The organism is Emticicia aquatilis, assembly GCF_014644295.1.
Classification (GTDB): domain Bacteria; phylum Bacteroidota; class Bacteroidia; order Cytophagales; family Spirosomataceae; genus Emticicia; species Emticicia aquatilis.
Genome location: NZ_BMKK01000002.1, coordinates 112,846 through 135,439 on the forward strand (window position 1 = coordinate 112,846; position 22,594 = coordinate 135,439).

Consider the following 22,594-nt stretch of genomic DNA (forward strand, 5'->3'; position numbering starts at 1 on the left):
AATCTTCCACGTCTATCTAATTAAATCAAACATAGACGCCCATAATGAAAAGATTTCTTCTTTCTTCCTTATTTATTTTAAGCTTTTTGTCGCACTATCTTCAAGCCCAAGAGGCACCCAAATTGGCTGAAGAAAACAAAAAAATCATCAAAGATGAGTTTTACAATAATATTCCTATGCCTGCAGTTTTATCAGACTTAGAGAAAAAATATTCGTTGAAACTTCTCTACGATAAAGAAGCACTAAGAGAGTTTAGTGTTACGCATTGGTTCGAAAATCAGACAATCGAAACTGGCTTAAAATCAATTCTCAAGAAACTTCCGCTCAAATACTACATTGATGATAATGGTTTTGTGAATATTGTGGCCAAAACTATACGGGTTGAAACTTCGGTTGATAGACAGTTTAAGGGAAAAGCTGAAAAAACAAATTTTACGCTCATAGGTCGAGTTGTTGATATAAATAATGGCGAAAACTTACCTTTTGCATCTGTCTTAGTAAGAGGCACAACACTCGGAGGTCAAACCAATGTTGATGGGTATTTTACTTTACAAAAAGTGCCATCTGATACCGTAACGCTCGAAGTGAGTTACGTTGGGTATCGTACACGGAATTTTCACTTAAATCCAAAACTTGATGTAAATGACCTAAAAATTGAGGTAGAACCTGCCGTTGATATGCTTGAAGAGGTTGTGGTTGAAGGCGAAAAAACAGAAGTTTTGAAAGCAAATGAGGTGGTGGGAATGATAAAAATGACTCCCAGAAATATTGCCAAATTGCCAAATGTAGGTGAGCGTGACCCATTTCGTGCATTTCAGTTGATGCCAGGGGTTAGTGCTTCAAATGAATCTTCATCAGGGCTTTACGTGCGTGGTGGAACACCCGACCAAACACTCGTACTTTATGATGGTTTCACTGTTTATCACGTTGACCACCTTTTTGGTTTCTTTTCAGCCTTTAATTACAACGCCATCAAAGATATTCAGCTTTACAAAGGTGGTTTTGATGCCAAATTTGGTGGTAGAATTTCAGCCGTTGCCGAAATCACGGGGAAAGATGGCAATAAGAAAGAATTTAATGCGGGAGTAGATTTGAGTTTGCTAAGCACGAATGCGTATATCGAAACACCGCTCGGTTCAAAGTTTACATTTTTAGTAGCAGCTCGTAGGTCGTATAAAGGCCCGTTGTATAATAAGTTATTTAAACGTTTTACGAGTGAAAATCAAACACAAACTCAACAGCAGCAAGGGCCTGGGGGCTTTCCAGGGGGTGGACGATTTGGGAGTTTTGCCACTACACAAACTGCCAGTTCGTATTTCTATGACCTCAATTCAAAACTAACTTATACGCCAACCAAGAAAGATATTATTTCGTTGAGTTTGTATAATGGAACTGATAATATGGATAATTCGGCCAGCTCAAATTTAGGTAATTTAGGTGGTTTTGGTGGAAGAAATATTGGTTTGAATACCTCAAATACTGATGTGTCGAACTGGGGGAATTTGGGAGGAAGCTTAAAATGGTCGAGACGTTGGAGCGACAAGTTTTATAGTAATTCATTGATTTGTTATTCAAACTATTACAGTACTCGTGATAATAGCCGAACTATTACCACGAATCGTGATGGCACCGAACGAGAACTAAAAATCGGACAGTTAGAAGATAATAATCTTAATGATTTTACCGCCAAGACTGATTTTGAGTGGAAGATGTTTAAAGATAATCAGTTAGATTTTGGCTTACAGTATACCAAAAATGTTATTAAATATACTTATAGTCAGAACGATACAGTTTCAGTCTTGGACAGAAATGATAGGGGAGCAACGGCTACATTTTATGTGCAAGATAATGTAAAGCTTTTGGATGGTCGTTTGCATTTATTGCCAGGTGTGCGTATCACAAATTTTGATGTTACGAAGAAAAACTATATAGAACCTCGTTTTTCGGCCAATTATAATATCACAAAGCAACTAAAATTAAAAGGAGCAGCAGGGGTATATTATCAGTTTGTGAAACAAATCAATCGTGAAGATATTTCGCAAGGAAACCGAAACTTTTGGATTCTTTCAAATGCGGAATCCTTGCCAGTTACTAAATCTAATCACTTGATTTTGGGTGGAAGTTATGAATTGCCAAATTATCTTTTTGATGTTGAGTTTTACCAAAAGAATAGTACGAATATTACAGAATATACCCTGCGTTTTGTACCGAAAGTGGGAAGAGGTTTGAGTGCCAGCGAAACATTTTTTAATGGTTCGGAGACAGTTCAAGGAGTGGATATTTTGATACAACGTAAATTCGGCGATTTTAATGGCTGGATAGGCTACACTTTAGCTGAGGCAAAACGAAACATCACGGCTTTTTCGGATAAGGCGTATTATTCTGACCAAGATGTTAGGCATCAATTTAAGGTTATTGCGTCTTATAAATACAAAAGATGGGATTTAGCCGCTACGTGGATTTACTCGTCGGGACGACCTTATACATCAATTTTGGGAGCGTACCAACTTACGCTTTTAGATGGCTCAGTTAAGAATTTTACAAATCCATCAGATAAAAATGCTAATCGTTTCCCTGCCTATCATCGCATGGATATTTCGGCTACGTATAATTTTAGTTCACACTTTAATATCGGTTTCTCGATTTTCAATCTTTATAATAGAAGCAATACTTGGTACAAACGTTTTCAGGTGATTACCGAAGATGATATTACGGCTTTACAAATTACGAATGTGAAGTATTTGGGCATTACACCAAACGTAACACTCAGTTGGAAATTAAGATAAGTTAATCAATGACTGATTTTAGTTAGAGGTAGAAATTAATAAATGAAATAAGATGAAAAATATATATATAATATTATTGTTGGGTACGATTCAAAGCATTTTATGGGCTTGTACCGAAACAAACGATGTGATAAATCCGGGAGATAAACCCGTAATTGAAGCATATTTAGCTCCTAATCATCCTGTAAGTTTGAAGGCTTACACCGAAATTCCTTACTCCGAATCTTCAGAAGGCGTTTCGCAAGTAATTGATGGCCTTTCGATTAAGATAATTGGAAGTAATGGCAAAACCTTTGTTCTGAAATCAGTAGGTAATGGAGCTTACGAATCAGCAGCTAATGAATTGATAGGAGTGGCAGGCACTACTTATTCGTTAGAGTTTGATTATAAAGGTAGGAAAGTGACGGCTACGACCGAAATTCCAGCAAAACCAGTCAATTTTGCGAGCGATAAAAAAGAAATATCTCGCACACAAATTGATTTGTCGGCGGGTTTTCAAGGCGGAGTTCGCCCACCTGGTGGAGGTTTCAATGAACAGAATACATCCGTTAATCTTACTTGGAGCAACCCAAATAACTATTATCATTTTATAGCAGTAGAAAATGTTGAAACCGACCCAGTTCAGATTTTAATTCCGCCAACGGGGAGGACTTTTCCAAACTTTAGATTTTTCAACGAACCACTTACTGGTAGTAGCAATGAAGTACGCTCGCAGAGCTTTCAGTATTTTGGCAAGCACAATATCATTTTATATCGTGTAAATCCAGAATATGCTGCACTTTATCAGTCGAGTGGTACTACTTCTCAGAACCTCAGCACTCCGCCAACGAGTATTATTAATGGTTTGGGTATATTTACGGGCATCAATGCCGATACTATAAAGTTTGTAGTGAATAAGAATTAAGCACAGAGTAATATATCTATTTTTTAAGGTTAGTAAACTTGATAAAGGGTTGGTTTTACCGACCCTTTTATTTTTCAGAAATCACACAATTATATTACATTCTACGATGTTATTAATGGTATAATATTTGCCATTTTATGTGTAAAAGTTGAGTTTTTAAAACTTACGGTTGATATTCCTCGTATTTTCTATGCAATCGTTCACAGCATTTTATGAATTACTCTTTCAATATAATAGAAGAATATAAATCACTAAGTCCGAATATTCAGGCAGATATATTGGCTAAATTGAAAATTTTAGAATTTGCCAAACACGATTTCTTATTGAAAAAAGGAGAAGTCTGCAAAGGTATTTATATCATTGAAAAAGGTTGTTGTCGAACTTATCTGGAAGAAGGTGGCAGAGAAATTACTACTTCTTTTGGCATAGATACAAACATTATTTGTAGTGCTTACAGTTATTTATCGCAGACAGTTTCGGAAGAATATATTCAAACGCTTGAAGATACATTTTGCTATTTTATTTCTTACAAAAGTATCCAGTCACTTCTTGAAAAATACGTAGAGTTTAATGTTTTTGTAAGAAAAATATATGAATCATTGCTAATCAATGAAATAAATCTACTCAATTCGATTAGAACCAAAAGTGCTTTAGAGCGATACGAACTCTTTATGGAAAAAACACCTAAGATATTGCAGCGGGTGCCACTCAGCCATTTGGCCTCATTTTTAGGTATGAGTAAAGAAACATTGAGCAGGATGAGAAGTAAGATATAGAAAACTAAAAAAAGCCTTGAAACTCAAGGCTTTTTTTAGTTTTTGGGCTACAAGTTTTCAAAAAATTATTTGCAAATACCTAACGACAAGCTAAATGAAAACGAGATTGTTGGAAGGCAAGTTGTTGGTTTTGGAGCACATGGGTTTGAATAACCTCCAGTGTTACAAGATGGTGGCGGTGGAGTGTAGCAAGGTGCAGGTTGGCATGTTGTTTTGGGTGCACATAATAATGATAAAAGTCCGAAAGTACCACCTTGTACTTCTTCTGCGTTTGTGATTTCAAACGATGAGAAATTGTCTAATGATTTCATTGTGTTTATTTTTTAAGGTTCACGAACATTTAGACTTTGGTTCACTCAATAGATTATTTGTCTAAATAATTACTTTACAAATATATGATTTTTAAGTAATTATGAGCCTTAAAAATACCCTCATTTTGCCTTTTTTGATATATGTCAAAAAATAAAAAAAAGTTATTAAGTGGTATGATTTTTGCAATAATTTTAATAATTTCGATTGAAATCAATATTGTAGTACTGCTTTCGTAGTGTACAGTAATTGAGGGGCAAAATTTCTGATTTCGAGCATCGTACATATACTTTCTACCAATGTATGAAAAGGTGCTTTATTTAAAAAATCAGACGCAACATTCAGCCAATTTATTACCCAGTTTTCTATTTTTTCTTCAGACTCTATTTGTTGCACTTCTCTATAAAAATTAACTAACGGCGAGTTATTATCAATGTTATTCGGGGTATTTTCGAGCGTTTCGACTAATTCTTTCTTAATTTGTTCTTTATTTGCTTTTACCAAAGCCATAAAAATTAACTGAATAGCAAAGTTGATTCTGTTTTTTTCTTCTACAAAAAAATCGTTGTATCGGAGTGCATCAACCACAACCGAACTTAGGTTGTTCAAAAAAATGACATATTCGTTACTTGCCAAGTTGTCAGGATAAGTGATATTAATCGTTTGAGGAATATATTTGATATTATGCAAGGTGTTTTCGGGAACATTCCTGAATAATGGGTCTTCACTGACAGTTGTTTCGGACACAGGTAGATAGACTAAATAGGAGGAAATAGTATCTAATTGATTCTTTATAATGCTTGGGCTGAACACTTTTAGGTGATACCCCCGTTCGGAATCGAAAAAGAAAAAGAATTGATTCTTGTCTAAGGTTTCTTCTAAAAGAGAAAGAATCGCTTTCCAATTTCTTTTATGAGAAAATATCATGAATCCCTCGAGTTGATTATTCGTAAAAAGATTTTTCATGCCAGAATAATTGGATTGGTATAATCGAAATTTTTATAAACTATTCCGCTTCCGAAAGACTCATCATTCACAGTTGTTCGTTTATTGTGAAAATTATCCATAAATCGAAGTTTATTGCTTAGTTGAGAATAAAAATTGATGGTCGAAATCAGCGTTTCTTGCTTCGTTACTACGGTTGCATTCGCTACTAAATCTTCATTAAAAAGGCCTTTTTCGATAGAATCTTCAAGAATGTAATATCTATTTAGAAATTCGAGCGGGCGAATCGTCTCAATTTCTATACTTGGATTGCTATACATGCTATCAATAATCTGGGCGGATTCGTAAGTATTATCTTTATAAAGAATAGTCAATTTTGATTGCCAATAACTAAGATTTTCTACAAAAATGGCTTGTAGATGATTGTAAATAAACTCGTTTTTGATTCGCTCTTCTTCGGTGTGTGTAATGGCTTTTAGGAATTCTGTGTCATTAAATGTCGCTTCTGTTCGCCCTAAATTGGTTAAACGATTCTTGAGGTCGTTGTCCTCAAAACCATACCCTTTAATTGCTTCATCGTATCCCCTGATTTGTAGAAAATCACTTTTTGTAGTCGATATTTTCCCAAAAGTATCGCTCAGATTATTGTTTTGTGGAGCAATAAAAATCGAATTATGCTGCTGAAACATAGCCGTAAGGTATTCAGCGAAACCTTTTCCTGCATAATTATCGGCATCTAAATTACAAACGATATTGCCACTGGCTAATCTAAAAGCCATATTTCGAGAATGGCTGCGGTTATAGAAAGTTGGTTGAGTAGTTCTGAAATAAGCAACCTTACCGCAAAATTGGTCGAAATTTTGCTGCACCCAATCTTCTAAACCATCGGTAGAATTATAATCTAAAATGACAAACTCGATGTTTTCGGTAGCGATGTTGTCGGCTAAATTCATCGGAAGGGTTTCCTTCAGATGATATAAGCGATTCATAACCGTCGTGCAAAATGAAATTTTCAAGGCTATAATATGAGTTTTAAATCTCGAATCGTATTGCTGACAATTTCTAAAAATAAAGTCCGAACAAAGATAACTTTATTCGGACTTTATTCAATCAACTTATTGGTTTATCAATTATTACAAACTCTGATTTGTGCTTTAAATACTGTACCAGAATTTGCTACAAAACCAGCTGTTAGTTGTATTGCTTTCCCTGCTTGGTAAGTAACGTTTGCAGGAGCAACAATTTTACTTGAAGCTGTAATTGTTTGCGAGGCTTGTTCGGTTAAAGTTCCAGTCAAATCAGTTGTAATTGATTTTGTTGCTGGAATGACTGAAACCGTGCTTATAGATGGATTTCCTGCTAAAGCTTGGTTCGATGAAGCCACTCTTATGCGATAATTGCTTCCTCCAGCGGTTGCCTGTGGAATTTGACACGTAACTGTCCCAACCACATTTGTTAAACCTATAATAGTTGGAGTTCCAAAATTACCATTAGCATCTGAAAGTTGAACTTGGAAATTATTACTTGGATTGAAAGAACCAGTTGTCGAGAAAGTAACATCAACCGAACTACCTGCACAAAGTGTATTATTTGTTAGGGTTGGAGCAGAAATGGTTGCCAAATTCCCAACGATTGTAAAGGTCGTATTAACTGGACCATAAACAATACCACCGCCTCGATTGTCTTGAGCGTATCCTGTAATGGTGATAGTGTAAGTGCCAGGAATGAGATTTCTACCAAATACATCGTTTCCTAAATTATCGAACATAGCAAAAAGTTGCACATTTTGCAAGATTGTCCAGTTTTGTTCAGGGCCAATGATAGTCATATCAACACTTTCGATAGTAATGTTTTGACAAATAGGAACTGCAAGAATTGAGACTGGTTCTGCGAGTTGTTGAATAGTCATACCATTAGAAAGCGAGAAAAGCGGCTGGAAAGGATTGCCTGCTTTAACATACTGCAAATCAATAATTTGTGTACAAGGTTCAACCCCAGAAACAACAACATTAGTTGTAGCGGTTGCTGTACAAACACCAGTTGTAGCTGTGACTGTATAAATACCTCCATTGATTGTCAGGGCATTAGGGATAGTTGGGTTAGTGTTTGTACTATTAAAATTATTTGGACCTACCCAAGAATAACTTGTACCACCATTTGCAGACAATACAATAGATTGCCCAATAGTATAAGGACCAGTATTTGAAGCTGAAATATTGAGATTATTTGTGAATGTTATGCTTGTTGAAGCGGTAGCTGTACAACCATTATTACCAGTAACTGTGACGGTATAATTACCAGCGGATGTAATATTAATTGTGGCACTTGTAGAACCATTCGACCAAAGGTAAGTTCCACCACCTGTTGCGGTTCTTGTGACACTTGTTACAGCACAACTTAGGTTATCCGAGCCATTGATTTGAGCATTCGGTAATGAACCGTCATTTGTTACAGAAGTCGTAGCGGTAGCCGTACAACCATTCGTACCAGTAACTGTGACGGTATAAATACCAGCGGAAGTAATATTAATAGTTGCACTTGTAGAACCATTTGACCAAAGATAAGTTCCCCCACCTGTTGCGGTTCTTGTGACACTTGTTACGGCACAACTTAGGTTATTTGTACCAGTAATTTGCACATTCGGCACGCTGTTATCAATAGAAATATTAGTTGAAGCGGTAGCCGTACAACCATTATTACCAGTAACTGTGACGGTATAATTACCAGCGGATGTAATATTAATTGTGGCACTTGTAGAACCATTCGACCAAAGGTAAGTTCCTCCACCTGTTGCGGTTCTTGTGACACTTGTTACAGCACAACTTAGGTTATTTGTACCAGTAATTTGCACATTCGGCACGCTGTTATCAATAGAAATATTAGTTGAAGCGGTAGCCGTACAACCATTATTACCTGTTACAGTGACGGAATAATTACCAGCGGATGTAATATTAATAGTTGCACTTGTAGAGCCATTCGACCAAAGATAAGTTCCCCCACCTGTTGCAGTTCTTGTGACACTTGTTACGGCACAACTTAGATTATTTGTACCAGTAATTTGCACATTCGGCAATGAGCCGTCGTTTGTTACATTGGTAGTAGCGGTAGCCGTACAACCATTATTACCAGTAACTGTGACGGTATAATTACCAGCGGAAGTAATATTAATTGTGGCACTTGTAGAGCCATTCGACCAAAGGTAAGTTCCACCACCTGTTGCGGTTCTTGTGACACTTGTTACAGCACAACTTAGATTATTTGTACCAGTAATTTGCACATTCGGCAATGAGCCGTCGTTTGTTACATTGGTAGTAGCGGTAGCCGTACAACCATTATTACCTGTTACAGTAACGGAATAATTACCAGCGGAAGTAATATTAATAGTTGCACTTGTAGAACCATTTGACCAAAGATAAGTTCCCCCACCTGTTGCGGTTCTTGTGACACTTGTTACGGCACAACTTAGATTATTTGTACCAGTAATTTGCACATTCGGCACGCTGTTATCAATAGAAACATTGGTAGTAGCGGTAGCCGTACAACCATTATTACCTGTTACAGTGACGGAATAATTACCAGCGGAAGTAATATTAATTGTGGCACTTGTAGAGCCATTCGACCAAAGGTAAGTTCCCCCACCTGTTGCGGTTCTTGTGACACTTGTTACGGCACAACTTAGATTATTTGTACCAGTAATTTGCACATTCGGCACGCTGTTATCAATAGAAACATTAGTTGAAGCGGTAGCCGTACAACCATTATTACCTGTTACAGTGACGGAATAATTACCAGCGGAAGTAATATTAATTGTGGCACTTGTAGAGCCGTTTGACCAAAGATAAGTTCCCCCACCTGTTGCGGTTCTTGTGACACTTGTTACAGCACAACTTAGATTATTTGTACCAGTAATTTGCACATTCGGCACGCTGTTATCAATAGAAACATTGGTAGTAGCGGTAGCTGTACAACCATTATTACCTGTTACAGTGACGGAATAATTACCAGCGGATGTAATATTAATAGTTGCACTTGTAGAGCCATTCGACCAAAGATAAGTTCCCCCACCTGTTGCGGTTCTTGTGACACTTGTTACGGCACAACTTAGGTTATCCGAGCCATTGATTTGAGCATTCGGTAATGAACCGTCATTTGTTACAGAAGTCGTAGCGGTAGCCGTACAACCATTATTACCAGTAACTGTGACGGTATAAATACCAGCGGAGGTAATATTAATTGTGGCACTTGTAGAGCCGTTTGACCAAAGATAAGTTCCCCCACCTGTTGCGGTTCTTGTGACACTTGTTACGGCACAACTTAGGTTATTTGTACCAGTAATTTGCACATTCGGCACGCTGTTATCAATAGAAACATTAGTTGAAACGGTAGCCGTACAACCATTATTACCTGTTACAGTGACGGTATAATTACCAGATTGAGAGACACTTACAGTGGCATTTGTTCCCAAAGAATTGCTCCAATTGTACGTTCCTCCACCTGTTGCAGTGAGCGAAATACTTGGATTCGAGCAAGTTATTTGCCCACCTCCATTGATGCCTGCAGTTGGATTACTATTGATTATAACTTGTGTCGTGGTACTTAACGTACAATTATTTGCATTTGTAACGGTTAATGTATAAACTCCATTGGCTGCCGTTGTAACATTTGAAATACTTGGATTTTGAAGACTTGATGTAAATGAATTGGGTCCTGTCCAAGAGTAATTGGTCATGCCTGGAGTCGAATTTAAGGTCAGGGTTTGTCCAACACATTTCGGAGAATCTGAACTTGGATTAGGATTTGAAGTAGAATTCACTACAACGGACGTTGTAGCACTTGCTGTACAACCAAAACTATTTGTCTGTGTAATGGTGTATGTTCCGCCTGCTGATATTGTTACATTAGAAATATTTGGATTTCTTAATGAAGATGTAAATCCATTAGGTCCTGCCCATAAATAAGTTAAACTTGCAGCCGATGTTAAGTTGAGCAAATTTCCACTACAAACAGGCGAATTAGAACTTGGATTGGGTACTGGCAAGGAATTTATCGAAACATTTACCGCCACAAATCCGCTTTGGCAAGTCACATTTTCACATCGTACATTGTAAGTTGTTGGTGAGGTTAGATTAGGCGTTACAAAAGGCGAGCCTGTAAATGGAATTGCTACCGAGCTGGAATTATACCAAACTGGTGAGCCGCTGGCACAAGTAGCGGTTAATGAAGCAGATGTTCCACTACAAATCGTTGGATTGTTTGTGCCTGTGGGTGTAGCAATAACCGCACTTACATCACCCGTTATCGTCCAACCTTTACCACCATTACTTGTAGCTAAAACTAAATTAGCTCTATCGGCCGCAGATGCACAGTATTGCCTGCCTGTTGCCCCCATATTTCTGCCAGTTACAGTACCTGCATTGAATCCTGTGAGAGTTGCATCATAATTAGCAATGCTCATACCACAATTGTTAAGAAAAAAGCTTAAATTAACATTTGCATTAAGTTTCGTACCCCAAGCTCCCAAACTTTGGTTGAATGCACTGGCATTATCAAACATTATACCCATATTTGTAACGGCTGATACATTCCAACTGCTGATGTCTTGATTAAAAGCACTTGCTCCATTAAACATATAAACCATACTTGTAACGGCTGATACATCCCAATTACCTATGGGCTGATTGAATGCTATCGCTCCCTTAAACATATCACTCATGCTTGTCACTGCCGAGACGTTCCAACTACCTATGTTTCCGTTAAAAGCAATAGCATTAGAAAACATAGAATTCATACCTGTAACAGATGATACATCCCACGCACCAATATTTTGATTAAATGCATTAGCACTAGCAAACATATAACTCATGTTATCTACATTTGATACGTCCCAGCTACCTATGTTTTGATTAAAGGCATCAGCATTCATAAACATAGCATTCATTTTTGTTACGGCTGATACATTCCATGCACCAATATTCTGATTAAATACAGTAGCGTTAGAAAACATAGAACCCATATCTGTAACAGATGATACATCCCACGCACCAATATTTTGATTAAATGCACTTGCATCATTGAATAGAGCCGTCATCCTTGTTACAGTCGATACATTCCATCCACTAATGTCCTGATTGAATACTGTAGCACCACTAAACATACCCTCCAAATTTGTTACACCCGATATAACCCATGAGTTTATATTTGATGGACTATTTAGAGATGAACAGTTAAAAAACATATATGACATATTCCTAACAGATGATAGATTTGGTACGTCAGTAGCCAGAATATTCAAGTTATTACATCCACCAAAAGCAGCACTAAAATCTGTCCACGCCACATTACCCCATTGTTTTATTTCAATCAACCTACTCCTATCAGGGCCACTATTAATAGATATTCTTTGAAAATTTGTTGGATAAATACTTAAATCAATCGTTGCCCCCGATGGCAGGCCTGTAATATTTGGTGAACCCGTAAATGACCCCGAACCAGTAGCACCTCCACCACCTACTTCTTGCCATGTATAATTGACAGTTCCGCCAGTAGAAGCATTAAAACCAAACTGGGTGCTTCCAGACCCAGTCGTAGCCAAGTTCCAACGAGTGATAAACGGCGTTCCAGTCGGATTTACTACTTGGCTCACCGTATTGCTGGTACTCGCTGCATATTGTGTAGCATTTCCTGCATAAGATGCCGTAGCACTGTGCGTTCCGAATGTCAAACCTGAAATAGAAAACGTAGCAATACCTGATGAGTTGGTTGTAGATGTATAATTTGAAGCACCTATTGTAAGTGTAACAGTCTGACCATTTAACCCGATTGAATTGGAAGTAAGAGTTGCTGTAAAGACAACATTATTCCCAACTATCGAAGGATTTGTACCTGAACTCAAACTCAAACTCGTTTCAGCCAAACCATTACCCTGAATGGCAAATGTATAAGGATTTTCATTAGAATCATTATTGGCAATACTCACCGTAGCTGTCCTTGTTCCACCTGATGAAGGGTCGAAAGTTACGGTAAATGTAGTAGAACTTGAAGCGTTGATAGTGGCAGGTAGTGTGATTCCTCCAACTGTAAATTCGCTGTTTCCTGTACTTATTGAGCTTATATTTAATGTTGCTGAGCCTGTATTTTCAATTGTAAAAGTCCTCACAAATGTTCCAGATGTTACGTTTTGAGAACCAAAATTAGTATGGTCGATAACTGAAGGGGTTACATCACCGCTTACAATAGTGGTTCCGTTACCTTTGAGATTGATTTCAGGCAATGAATTAATAACATCCGAATCAGTTGCGGAGTTATTACCTGGAACAGGGTCTGTAGCGGTTGAGCTAACAGTTGCAGTATTACTCAAAGTACCTGTTGCCGACCCACTCAATGTAGCTGATGCAGTATAAGTAAACGAACCTCCTGCTGGTAGATTGATAGTTTCGTTGATATTGCCAGTACCAGAGGTTGTACCAGTACCACCACCAGCACCTACACCAGTCCAGGTAATTCCAGTAAGAACAGCAGGGAAAGTATCACCTACGTTTGCAGTTGTATTAGATGGTCCTGCATTCGATACAGTAATTGTATAAGTAACTCCAGAGCCAGCATTGATTGTACTTACACCATCTGTTTTAGTAATCGAAACATTGGCTTGTGGGGTTAATGTGGTATTGTCGGTCGCTGAATTATTAGCAGGATTAGGGTCTGTTACAGATGAAGACACTGTTGCTGTATTAGATAAAGTTCCAGTCGCAGCAGATGAAATACTCGCTGAAGCAGTAAATGTAAAACTGCCCCCCACTGGTAAATTTAGTGTTGCGTTGATATTTCCAGTGCCAGAAGCTGGTCCGGTGCCACCACCAGCACCTACACCTGTCCAACTAACGGTCAATGAAGCTGGGAAGGTATCAGCGACGTTAACATTTGTCGCAGCATCAGGCCCTGCATTCGAAACCGTGATAGTGTAAGTAGTTGAATTTCCTGGGGCGACGGATGTCAGACCATCAGTGCAAGTAATTGAAAGGTCGGCTGATGAAGCTGTCCCCGTGCCTTGAATAGCAAAATTATAAGGGTTTTCGTCAGAATCATTATTGGCAATATTGAGGGTAGCGGTTCGAGTACCAGTTGCAGAAGGGTCAAAGGTTACAGTAAATGTAGTAGAACTTGCGGCGTTGATTGTGGTAGGTAATGTAATTCCTCCAATTACAAATTCACTACTTCCTGTACTTATTGAGCTTATATTTAATATTCCTGTACCTGTATTTTCAATCGTAAAGGTTCTTACTATCGTACCCGATGCTACATTTTGAGAGCCAAAATCAGTATGGTCGGTAGCTGATGGGGTGGCGTCACCGCTAACTATTGACGTTCCATTCCCTTTGAGGTTTATTTCGGGATTAGCAGCCGTTGTTGTAAAACTTAAATCAGAACCATAAGAAGTACCCGCAAGATTTGTAGCGTATGCTCTAAAGTAAATAAGTGTACCAGATGGAAGCGAACTTACTGTGCCACTAAAAGTTCCAGTACCTGAGCCATTTGCAACCTTCGTATCATTGATAGTTGGATTAGAGTTTGCTGACCAAACTATTCCTCTTTCAATTACTGTACTTCCTCCAGTAGCAGTTACGTTTCCTCCTAAGGTAGCACTTGTATTTCCAACCCCACTCGCTGTGGTGGTTGTTACGGTAGGAGCTGTTGGTGCTGTAAACTTTGCATTAAACAAATCGGCAAAGCCTGCTGAGGTTAAGCCTGGCTGTGAACCAAAAGTTGTTGTGTTATTAAATGTACCCGTTATCCAATAAGTACCTGAGTTTGTATTGGTGGTAATGCCTCTTCCTGCACTTAAATTTGCTGCTGTTGCAGTTGTTGTGGCATTATTTGCCCACAACTCCGTACCGTTTGCAGCATTATAACCTGCAATAAAAACTTGACCATTACCACTACTATTACTTAAACTTAAGGAACCAAAATTGGTAGGACTTGAATTATGGCTACCAGTAATTGCAATAGTACCCGTACCATCACTAATAATGCTATACGATTTTTCAGTGTTTAAATCACCAGCAGAACCACCAGCAGATTTTCCCCACACAAAATTGTGACTGGTTGTAGAATACCTACCTATCCATATATCATTGCCACCAGCATTAGTAAGCGAAATTCCAGCACCTCCGTTTGGTAAAGTCATAGCGGCAGGGAAACTACCAGAAACAAAAACATCGCCTGTACTGGCATCATAAGTGCATGAAGAAGCATCATCTCCTACTGTAGTATTTGTTCCAAAACTTATGCCATTTGTAAAAGCACCTGTAGAAGCATTTAACTCTAAAACAACTAAATCAGCAGTAGCCGTAGTATTAGCAGTTGGACTTGAATTAGTGAATGAGGGTAAAGACCCATAAGTAGCTGTAAGCCCCGAAAAGAACCCAGAGGCTACCAGTTTTCCTGTACCTCCTGGCACATAACACAAGCCAGGGCAGCCATCACCAAATGAAGAACCACCTGTTGCTGCCCACACACATGAGCCATTACTTGGGTTTATTTTTTGAATTAATAGGTCAGAGCTTCCCACTGAGGTAAATGTACTACTACAACCATTAAAAGAGGTATTATAAGAATCAGAAATATAGACATTACCCGAAGGGTCTAAACAAATTGCATTAGGAGTATCGCTTGCTGTTCCTCCATTGGTAACTGCCCAAGTAACTGCTCCAGTAGAGGCGTTTAATTTTACAATAAAGCAATCACTTGAAGTTCCAGGATTGGTTATGGTAATACCTCCTATGGTTATACTCGAATTAGACCCCGAATATAAACCATATACATACACATCCGTGCCATTGGTACAAATGGCAGAGCCGTAATCAGCACCAGTGCCACCAAAAGCTAAAGACCATCTGTAAGCACCTGCTGAAGTATAACTGGCTATAAAGGCATCGCTACTTCCTGCTGAGGTTGCACTGGCTGTGCCTGAGCCATAATCAAGGTCAACACTGTTAGAAAATCTACCAGTTACATATATATTTCCAGAGGCATCGGTACAAATAGCAGAGGAAATTTCAGCACCAGCAGAACCATTACCACCAGCATAAGTCCAAATAGATTGTGAATATCCTGCAATGCTGATAAATAGCAAAAGGTTTAGAAGAAATTGTTTCATACGTAATTAGTATAAATTCTGAAGAAGTTTAACCTTCGGGATAGAAAAGAAAAACAAATGTATTGAGAAGGGAAAAGTTTTCAAAAAAATCTTATTGAGTGGTATGTCAATACATTTGTTCCTTTTGTCTTAGTTACAGCCACTCAAGGCCATAATTTTCGCCTCAAATACAGCTCCATTTGCTACTTGAAAACCACCTCCAACAAGTGGATTCAACGTAATACTATTATTTGCCAAATACTTTACATTTGCTCCTGCCAAAACTGTATTAGTTGCTGTAATTGTATTTGATGATGTCTGAATACTTGTACCTGAAATATTCGTTGTTAGATTGAGATTACTACCAACTGAACTTACTTGTACCGTTTGAGTAGGGATTCTACTACTATTACCACACGAGACACTTTCACAAGCGGCATAATAGGTGGTCGTTGTACTTGGCATTTGTACCAATGGACTACCAGTTCCAAGGGCTGCACCTCCTGTAGCAGAATTATACCATTTGATAGTGCCACTACTACAAGTTGCTGATAATGAGACATTTGAGCCAGGACAAACCAGTGTTTTATCAGTTGAAACATTAGTTGGGTTTGGTGGGGTTGATTCTAATGTTACAGTGACAGGAACCCTGTCTGTATTACATATACTCAAAAAGTTATTTGTACACTCGGCATAGTAAGTGGTGGTGGTACTCACTGTCTGTGAAATAGAATTAGTTGTACCAATAGATGCTCCTCCAGTTGCGGTACTATACCAGTTAAGGCTACCATTGCTACAGCTTGCTGATAAGGTTACACTACTTGTTGAACAAATAAAACTTGGGTTGGCAGTTACATTGCTCGGAACGGGTGTATAAACAAAAGACTCTCCTGAGCCACGATTACTTTCACAAGTACCGTTTGAACAACTTGGATAATAACGATTAAATCCGGGAGTTGGATTGACAGGTGTGTTTACAAACGGACTGCCTGTACCTACCAATGAGCCACCACTTGGGGCATTGTACCATCTGACAGTTCCCACCGCACAAGTTGCTGAAAATGTGATGGCAGGTATTGTATTGCCACAGATATTTCTTATGCTGGTAGTAATATTAGTTGGTGTTCCTAAAATCACTATTGGTTGAGCATTAACAGCATTGCTATAACAACTTCCACTTTTACACTTGACCGAATATGTAATGTTTGAAGTAACAGTAGGGGTAAATGGCGTGGTTGTCGAAAGAGCCGTTGCTCCATTATACCATTCGGGTATAGCTCCGCCTGTACAATTTGCACTTAGGCTTACCTGTGTACCCGGACAGACTGCCGTACTGCTAACTGTTATGTTAGTTGGGTCTGTGGGTAAAGTTACGGTTATATTTCCAGTCGAAATTCGAGTTATATTGATACAGGTAGCACTTGTTTCACAAGCGGCATAATAAACCGATGGATTTGCAAGTGGAGTAACAGATAAACCCGTTCCAGTGCCAATACTTGTACCTCCGTTAAAAACATTATACCACGTAACTGTACCAGTGGTACAAGTGGCTGATAAAGTAACGCTTTGTCCGCAAGTAACAGAAGTACTACTTGCTGATACGGTAGTTGGGTCGGCTGGCACAGTAGATGCTGATTGAAACTCGTATGCTCCAATATCAGTTTGAGATTCAAAAGGGCGAGCGTTACCCATTACATCGGTGGTTAGTCCCGTACTTCCTTTATTAATCATCGGCGAACAAGATGTAAGAGTTAATCCATCATCTGCCGTAAAATATTTATTATCTACCCCAATTATATTAGCAGTATTGCTAAAAAGTGGCGGTAAATCCATATTATTACCCCCATTTGTACCATCGGCAGGATTCCACGAACCATTTAAACTTGACCCTAAAACGTTAGAGTTTGAAATAGTAAGTGTAGATGTATTATTGATAATATTTAAACTTCCCAATGTAGCATTTCGTATGATGGAGTTGGTAATATTTACAATACCTGACTGTAAATAGACAGGGCTTGAACTTGTAGTAGTATTATTATAAAAAGTCAAATGATTGATATTAATAACATTACCACCTGGCTGATTACTTGAAATATATAGAACACCACCATTAGCAGTGTTATTTGTTATGACATTATTAATCATATTTACCCAAGTACGGTGAAAGAATATCATACCTGTAGAATTACTTGTATTACCAGTCCAATAGCAATTTTCGAGTGTCGTTACCAAGTTTGCCCAACTATTTTGATTGTTTTGATACAGGACACCTGAATTTGAAAAATTACCAGTAATTACACAGTTTTTAATCTGTGCAGTAGCAATAGAAAACATCAAAGCGGCTCCTCTAAACGAACTAACATTTATATTTCCTACACCTGCTACATTTATATCTTGACTGGGAGCCGATACTGCCGTAGAGAATGTCTGACCACCCGTAAGAATAAAACCATCTAATACTGTGGGAGCATTTAAACCATTACCAATAAAAACAGCTATATGATAAACATTGCTTCCGACAATATCCGTATGGCTTTCATTAATATTGTTTCCATCAGTATTGGTGTCATTGTTATCAATATCACCCGAAAGTATCGTTTTATTATTTGACCAATTTCTTTGACTAAGCAACGTTTCTGTACCAATAAAACCGCCGTATATTTTCACACCATCTTTTATTAAAAATAGCTTATCTCTCGGGTCAGCAGGCGAAGCATTTCCCGAACCATCCTTCTGTGGTTTATAAACTCCAGCCATTACTCAAACTTCATCACCACTCGATGAAGCGTTTATCATTGCCTGTAAATCAGCAGAGGCATTGACCCATGATAAGCCATCGCCCGTTCCAGTAGCAGTAGGTTTAACATATCTAATTACTGCGAACGAATTGATAGCAATCAGATTGAAAATAATAAAGGCACAACTAAGTGTAAACTTTGAAGTAAACTGTTTTTTCATGGTAAAAATTGATTTAGGTATGTTTGATTATTCAGCAAAAAGCGAGGAAAGATTTGATGAAGTATTCTATCTTTCAATCATGAAAGTTCCACTTATTTTGGGCTTAGATATATCGTAAAAGTGTTTGGCTCGGCGGCATGAAATCTTAAAGATTTCATTATTCTCCATCTTTATTTGTGCCGATGATTCTTCAAAACCGACTACATAATCAAGATTGATAACAACTGAACGGTTCGGTCTAAAAAATGAGAATTCCTGCAATCTTTTTTCTAAGATTCCTAAAGTGATAGATGAAATTATCGTACGGCCATCGTCTAAATGAACTTCAGTATAGTTGATGTCGGCTTTGAGAAGGCGAATGTTTTTAGGAGCAATTTTGAGTCTGCCTCCGATGTGCAAAAGTGTTTCGTTATTCATGGTCTAATTGGGCTAAAAGTCTTATCCAAAGGTATTATTTTTAGCCCCTATGGTGTTAGCTCATTTTGAACATTCTTTAACTCATTTTTGACATTTCGTAAGAAAATAGACCAATGAAGTAATAAAATAATAGATTTTTGCTCACAAGAAAGTGAAATTTGTGTAAGAGAGGTAAAGATTTAATCCTTTTAAGTGAGCCTCTTTAATAAGGATTTTTTTTTCATTTAAAAACCCGCTATTTGGGATAAAACTGAGTAGGTTTTTGGAAAAGATAGGTATGCGAGAAAGTTAGCCTGAAATTTGCGGTAAATTTTAATAATAAAAAAGAGTTTCCTTCATAAAAAGGAAACTCTCAAAATGTTTCTTTATTCTTCTTCAGCTCCAAATTGTCCTCCAGAACTAATATTACTACCAAAGAAAAGGGCATTCAAGAAAAGTTTGTTGGTACCAAACCACGTCCCTCTGAAATTTGGGTCATCAGAAAATAAAATTGCTCGGCCATTTCCCTCGTAACTTATGTTGATAGCTGCCGAGTTTGCTATACGCTTCAAAGATTCCTGATGTACATAACCCGTAATTCTTGGATTTTGAGTATAAACTAAAACCGAATTTGCTGCTCCTGTGCTAAGCTCTAAAATCGTATTATTATTACGATAAATAGCCAATTTTTTACCTGTAAAACCAAATCCAATTGGACTCGTAATGTCGAGTTCTGCTTCAAAAATTGCACCACCTGTTTGCTTGGCACCTTCCGAAGCCTGCAAATCTTCGTAGTTGATGCGAGCTTTGTTTCGGCTACTATCTGGCTTTATTTCACGGAGTTTTTCTTTTACAATTTCTTGCTTTATAGCCCATTCTGTGCCAGTTTTTAGGGTAATTAACGTTCCTCCATTGGCAACCCATGCTTTTAGTTTTTGGATTGCTGGTTTGTCCAGAACGGCATAATTTCCACCCACCAGCACGATTGTATTATATCGGTTGATATTCAAACGAGCAAAGTTATAGACTTCCACTTTCGTGATTGGCATTCCGATTTTTGTATCTAATAAATGCCAAACTTCACCAGCCTCTGATGATGTCACACCTCCACCAACGAGCATCATTGCTTGAGGCTTCTTAACGGTCTGAAAACTATTACTTCCTAAATCAATGCCGGATGTGCTAAATCCTGTCGAAACTGGTTCAATCGTAACGCCCGTATTTTGCGAAATTTGTTTTAATTTCTGGTATAATTCATCTGAAGTGATTTTTTGTTTTTGTACAGAAACCAATAAAGTTCCGTAGCCATATTCTTTGCCACCAATACCAAATTTTTTGAAAGAAGTCTTAGTAAGTATTTGGTTGTCAAGTAGTTGGTTCAAGGCTTTTGGAGCATAATAATCTGTCCATTCAATCAGATAAGCGTAGTTACTTTTGGTGAATGGGGTAGGAGTTGGCTTTAAATCGGTTTTTGTGATATGTTCTCCTTTTTGGAAAGCTCCTTTCAATTCGGCATGAGGAAGCCCATAAGCCAGTGCTAAATTCCATGCCGATGCATCGTAAAATAAGCTATCGGCAAAAGTTGTTGGTCGGTCAAATATCGAACGAACCATTAAAAACTGTTGCTGTGCCGATGGAATCACCACTGCTTTACCTTTTTTGAAAGTTGACCCATTTTCGGTAACATCACCAGCTAAATGATAGAATTCGATGTTGTGTTGCAGCAATAAATCCCAAAACGCACGATTACGGCTTTGGTCGTTGGCATCTCCGATAATATAGGCTTTAGTGGCAAATTTTTGCCCTTGTGCTATCGTCTCCGAAAAGAAATTACGTTGATGTTTCAATAAGTTTTCTTTTTCAACCAACGATGCTCGCACAGTTGCCAAAGCATTGACAAGTTGATTCCTGACCGTAAAACCAAAAGTTAAATCTCCATTTTGGCTTTCTTGTACGTGCCCACGTGAGCTTGCTTGTTCAAATAAAAGCCCCAAGCCTCCTTCTAAATCAGGGTAACTTGAGCCATAGCCAGGGTAAAAGTTATCAAACGATTCTTTGGTGTAATATAACGAGCCGATTTCATTCATGGCTTGTTCAAAATATTTTGCAAATCGCCCATTGAGTTCTTTGTAAACGTATTTCGGAACGAGTGGATTTTCGGCATTTTCTTTGGTTGGTTCAAAAAAGTGTGAAGCATTAGTCCCCATTTCGTGAAAATCAGTCACGACATTTGGCAACCATTGATGATAAAACGCCAAACGATTCCTACTTTCAACATTCACCGCCAAATACCAATCACGGTTCAAATCAAACCAATAATGATTCGTACGTCCACCTGGCCAAACTTCGTTGTGTTCACGGTCGTTGGCATCAGCTACCATCGGGTCGCCTTTGTGCATATTTGCCCAGTGTGTATGGCGGTCACGTCCATCTGGATTTATTACGGGCTCCATCAAAATCACGGCATCTTTCAGCCACCCGAGTGCCTCTGGGTCTTCGGTTGCAGTTAAATAATAGGCCGTCAGAATCGAGGCTTCTCCACCCGAAGGCTCATTGCCGTGTACATTATAGCCCAACCAAATAATGGCAGGTGCTTTCTTGGTATCGGGCATTGGTTTGCTTGGGTCAGTAATTGTTAGATGCTCTTTTCTGATTTCCTCTAAACGCTTGATGTTATCAGGAGTAGAAATCGTTACAATGATTTGCTCACGATGTTCGTTGGTTTCTCCAATTTTCTGAACTGTTACTCGGTCAGATACTCGGTCGAGTTCACGCATGTACTCAACCAATTTGTCATGGCGAGTGTGGTGCGAACCAATGCCATATCCAAAGAACTGTTCTGGAGTCGGAATAGCTGAATTGAGCTGTTTTTTAGGAAAAAAATAATCGTTTTGGGCAAAAGAAATGGCAGAAATGCCGAGGCAGTAAACAAACGTTAGAAGTTTCTTCACGGTGATTTTAGGGTTTAGTTTGAGATGACTTAAAGTTAAGAAAAAAGCCTAAGATTTTATTGGCCTTTGATAGAAGTTTGGTGTTTATTCCTGAATATCCTTCAATAATCTATATTTTTCTGGTTTTGAGCCAGTTCGTTCGATTATTGCTCTTGCCTCTAAATCGAGTTTGACGGTTTCTCCGTACCATTGAATACCTCCCTCAAAAGTATCTTTAATATTTTCGTACAAACGCTCCATCAGCTCAGTATGTGTGAGCTGAGCTTCACTCAAAATTGAAAGAATATTCTCTTTTACGATAAGGTATTTTTCTAAGGAAATCCGTTTATTCGTTTTTCCCTCGTGGGGGTGAAGTGTTTGTATTTGTTCGCTTTTCATATTTGATAAATCTATCAAAATTCAACTTATTTTATTAGACTTCATTTGTTGCTAACAGA

At 38.2% G+C, this 22,594-nt stretch carries 12 protein-coding genes; 3 read left to right on the forward strand and 9 right to left on the reverse strand.

Annotated features, from left to right (window positions below):
• Positions 1 to 44: 44 nt before the first annotated feature.
• The 3 genes from IEX65_RS04645 to IEX65_RS04655 all read left to right on the forward strand — a co-directional run bounded on the left by IEX65_RS04645 (position 45) and on the right by IEX65_RS04655 (position 4,466).
• Positions 45 to 2,786 carry a TonB-dependent receptor gene (locus IEX65_RS04645; RefSeq protein WP_188764866.1) on the forward strand — a complete coding sequence of 914 codons (2,742 nt, stop codon included), beginning with the start codon at positions 45 to 47 and terminating at the stop codon, positions 2,784 to 2,786.
• Between the two features lie 52 nt (positions 2,787 to 2,838).
• A complete protein-coding gene (locus tag IEX65_RS04650; protein ID WP_188764867.1) occupies positions 2,839 to 3,690 on the forward strand; it encodes a DUF4249 domain-containing protein in 852 nt (283 codons plus the stop codon).
• A gap of 212 nt (positions 3,691 to 3,902) precedes the next feature.
• Positions 3,903 to 4,466, forward strand: a complete 564-nt coding sequence (locus IEX65_RS04655) for a Crp/Fnr family transcriptional regulator (RefSeq protein ID WP_188764868.1) — start codon at positions 3,903 to 3,905, stop codon at positions 4,464 to 4,466.
• A gap of 65 nt (positions 4,467 to 4,531) precedes the next feature.
• Here IEX65_RS04655 and IEX65_RS04660 read toward each other — a convergent pair whose 3' ends face one another.
• The 9 genes from IEX65_RS04660 to IEX65_RS04700 form a co-directional block, all read right to left on the reverse strand.
• On the reverse strand, positions 4,532 to 4,777 hold the full coding sequence (locus IEX65_RS04660; protein ID WP_188764869.1) for a hypothetical protein: 246 nt from the start codon (positions 4,775 to 4,777) through the stop codon (positions 4,532 to 4,534).
• Positions 4,778 to 4,988: 211 nt separating this feature from the next.
• The gene (locus IEX65_RS04665; protein WP_188764870.1) at positions 4,989 to 5,741 is read right to left on the reverse strand and encodes a hypothetical protein; all 753 of its coding nucleotides are present in this window, start codon (positions 5,739 to 5,741) and stop codon (positions 4,989 to 4,991) included.
• Positions 5,738 to 6,709, reverse strand: a complete 972-nt coding sequence (locus IEX65_RS04670) for a glycosyltransferase family 2 protein (RefSeq protein WP_188764871.1) — start codon at positions 6,707 to 6,709, stop codon at positions 5,738 to 5,740. The genes IEX65_RS04665 and IEX65_RS04670 overlap by 4 nt, the downstream gene beginning before the upstream one ends.
• A gap of 137 nt (positions 6,710 to 6,846) precedes the next feature.
• A complete protein-coding gene (locus IEX65_RS04675; protein WP_188764872.1) occupies positions 6,847 to 15,873 on the reverse strand; it encodes a BspA family leucine-rich repeat surface protein in 9,027 nt (3,008 codons plus the stop codon).
• Positions 15,874 to 16,002: 129 nt separating this feature from the next.
• Positions 16,003 to 18,609 carry an Ig-like domain-containing protein gene (locus tag IEX65_RS04680; protein ID WP_188764873.1) on the reverse strand — a complete coding sequence of 869 codons (2,607 nt, stop codon included), beginning with the start codon at positions 18,607 to 18,609 and terminating at the stop codon, positions 16,003 to 16,005.
• A gap of 3 nt (positions 18,610 to 18,612) precedes the next feature.
• Positions 18,613 to 18,810, reverse strand: coding sequence for a hypothetical protein (locus IEX65_RS04685; protein ID WP_188764874.1), 198 nt, complete (start codon positions 18,808 to 18,810; stop codon positions 18,613 to 18,615).
• Between the two features lie 66 nt (positions 18,811 to 18,876).
• A complete protein-coding gene (locus tag IEX65_RS04690; protein ID WP_188764875.1) occupies positions 18,877 to 19,227 on the reverse strand; it encodes a LytR/AlgR family response regulator transcription factor in 351 nt (116 codons plus the stop codon).
• 365 nt (positions 19,228 to 19,592) lie between these two features.
• Entirely contained in the window at positions 19,593 to 22,157 is a 2,565-nt protein-coding gene (locus IEX65_RS04695; protein ID WP_188764876.1) for a M14 family metallopeptidase, read from the reverse strand.
• 84 nt (positions 22,158 to 22,241) lie between these two features.
• Complete coding sequence (locus tag IEX65_RS04700; RefSeq protein ID WP_188764877.1) at positions 22,242 to 22,535, reverse strand: DUF6958 family protein; 294 nt, start codon at positions 22,533 to 22,535, stop codon at positions 22,242 to 22,244.
• Positions 22,536 to 22,594 lie beyond the last annotated feature (59 nt).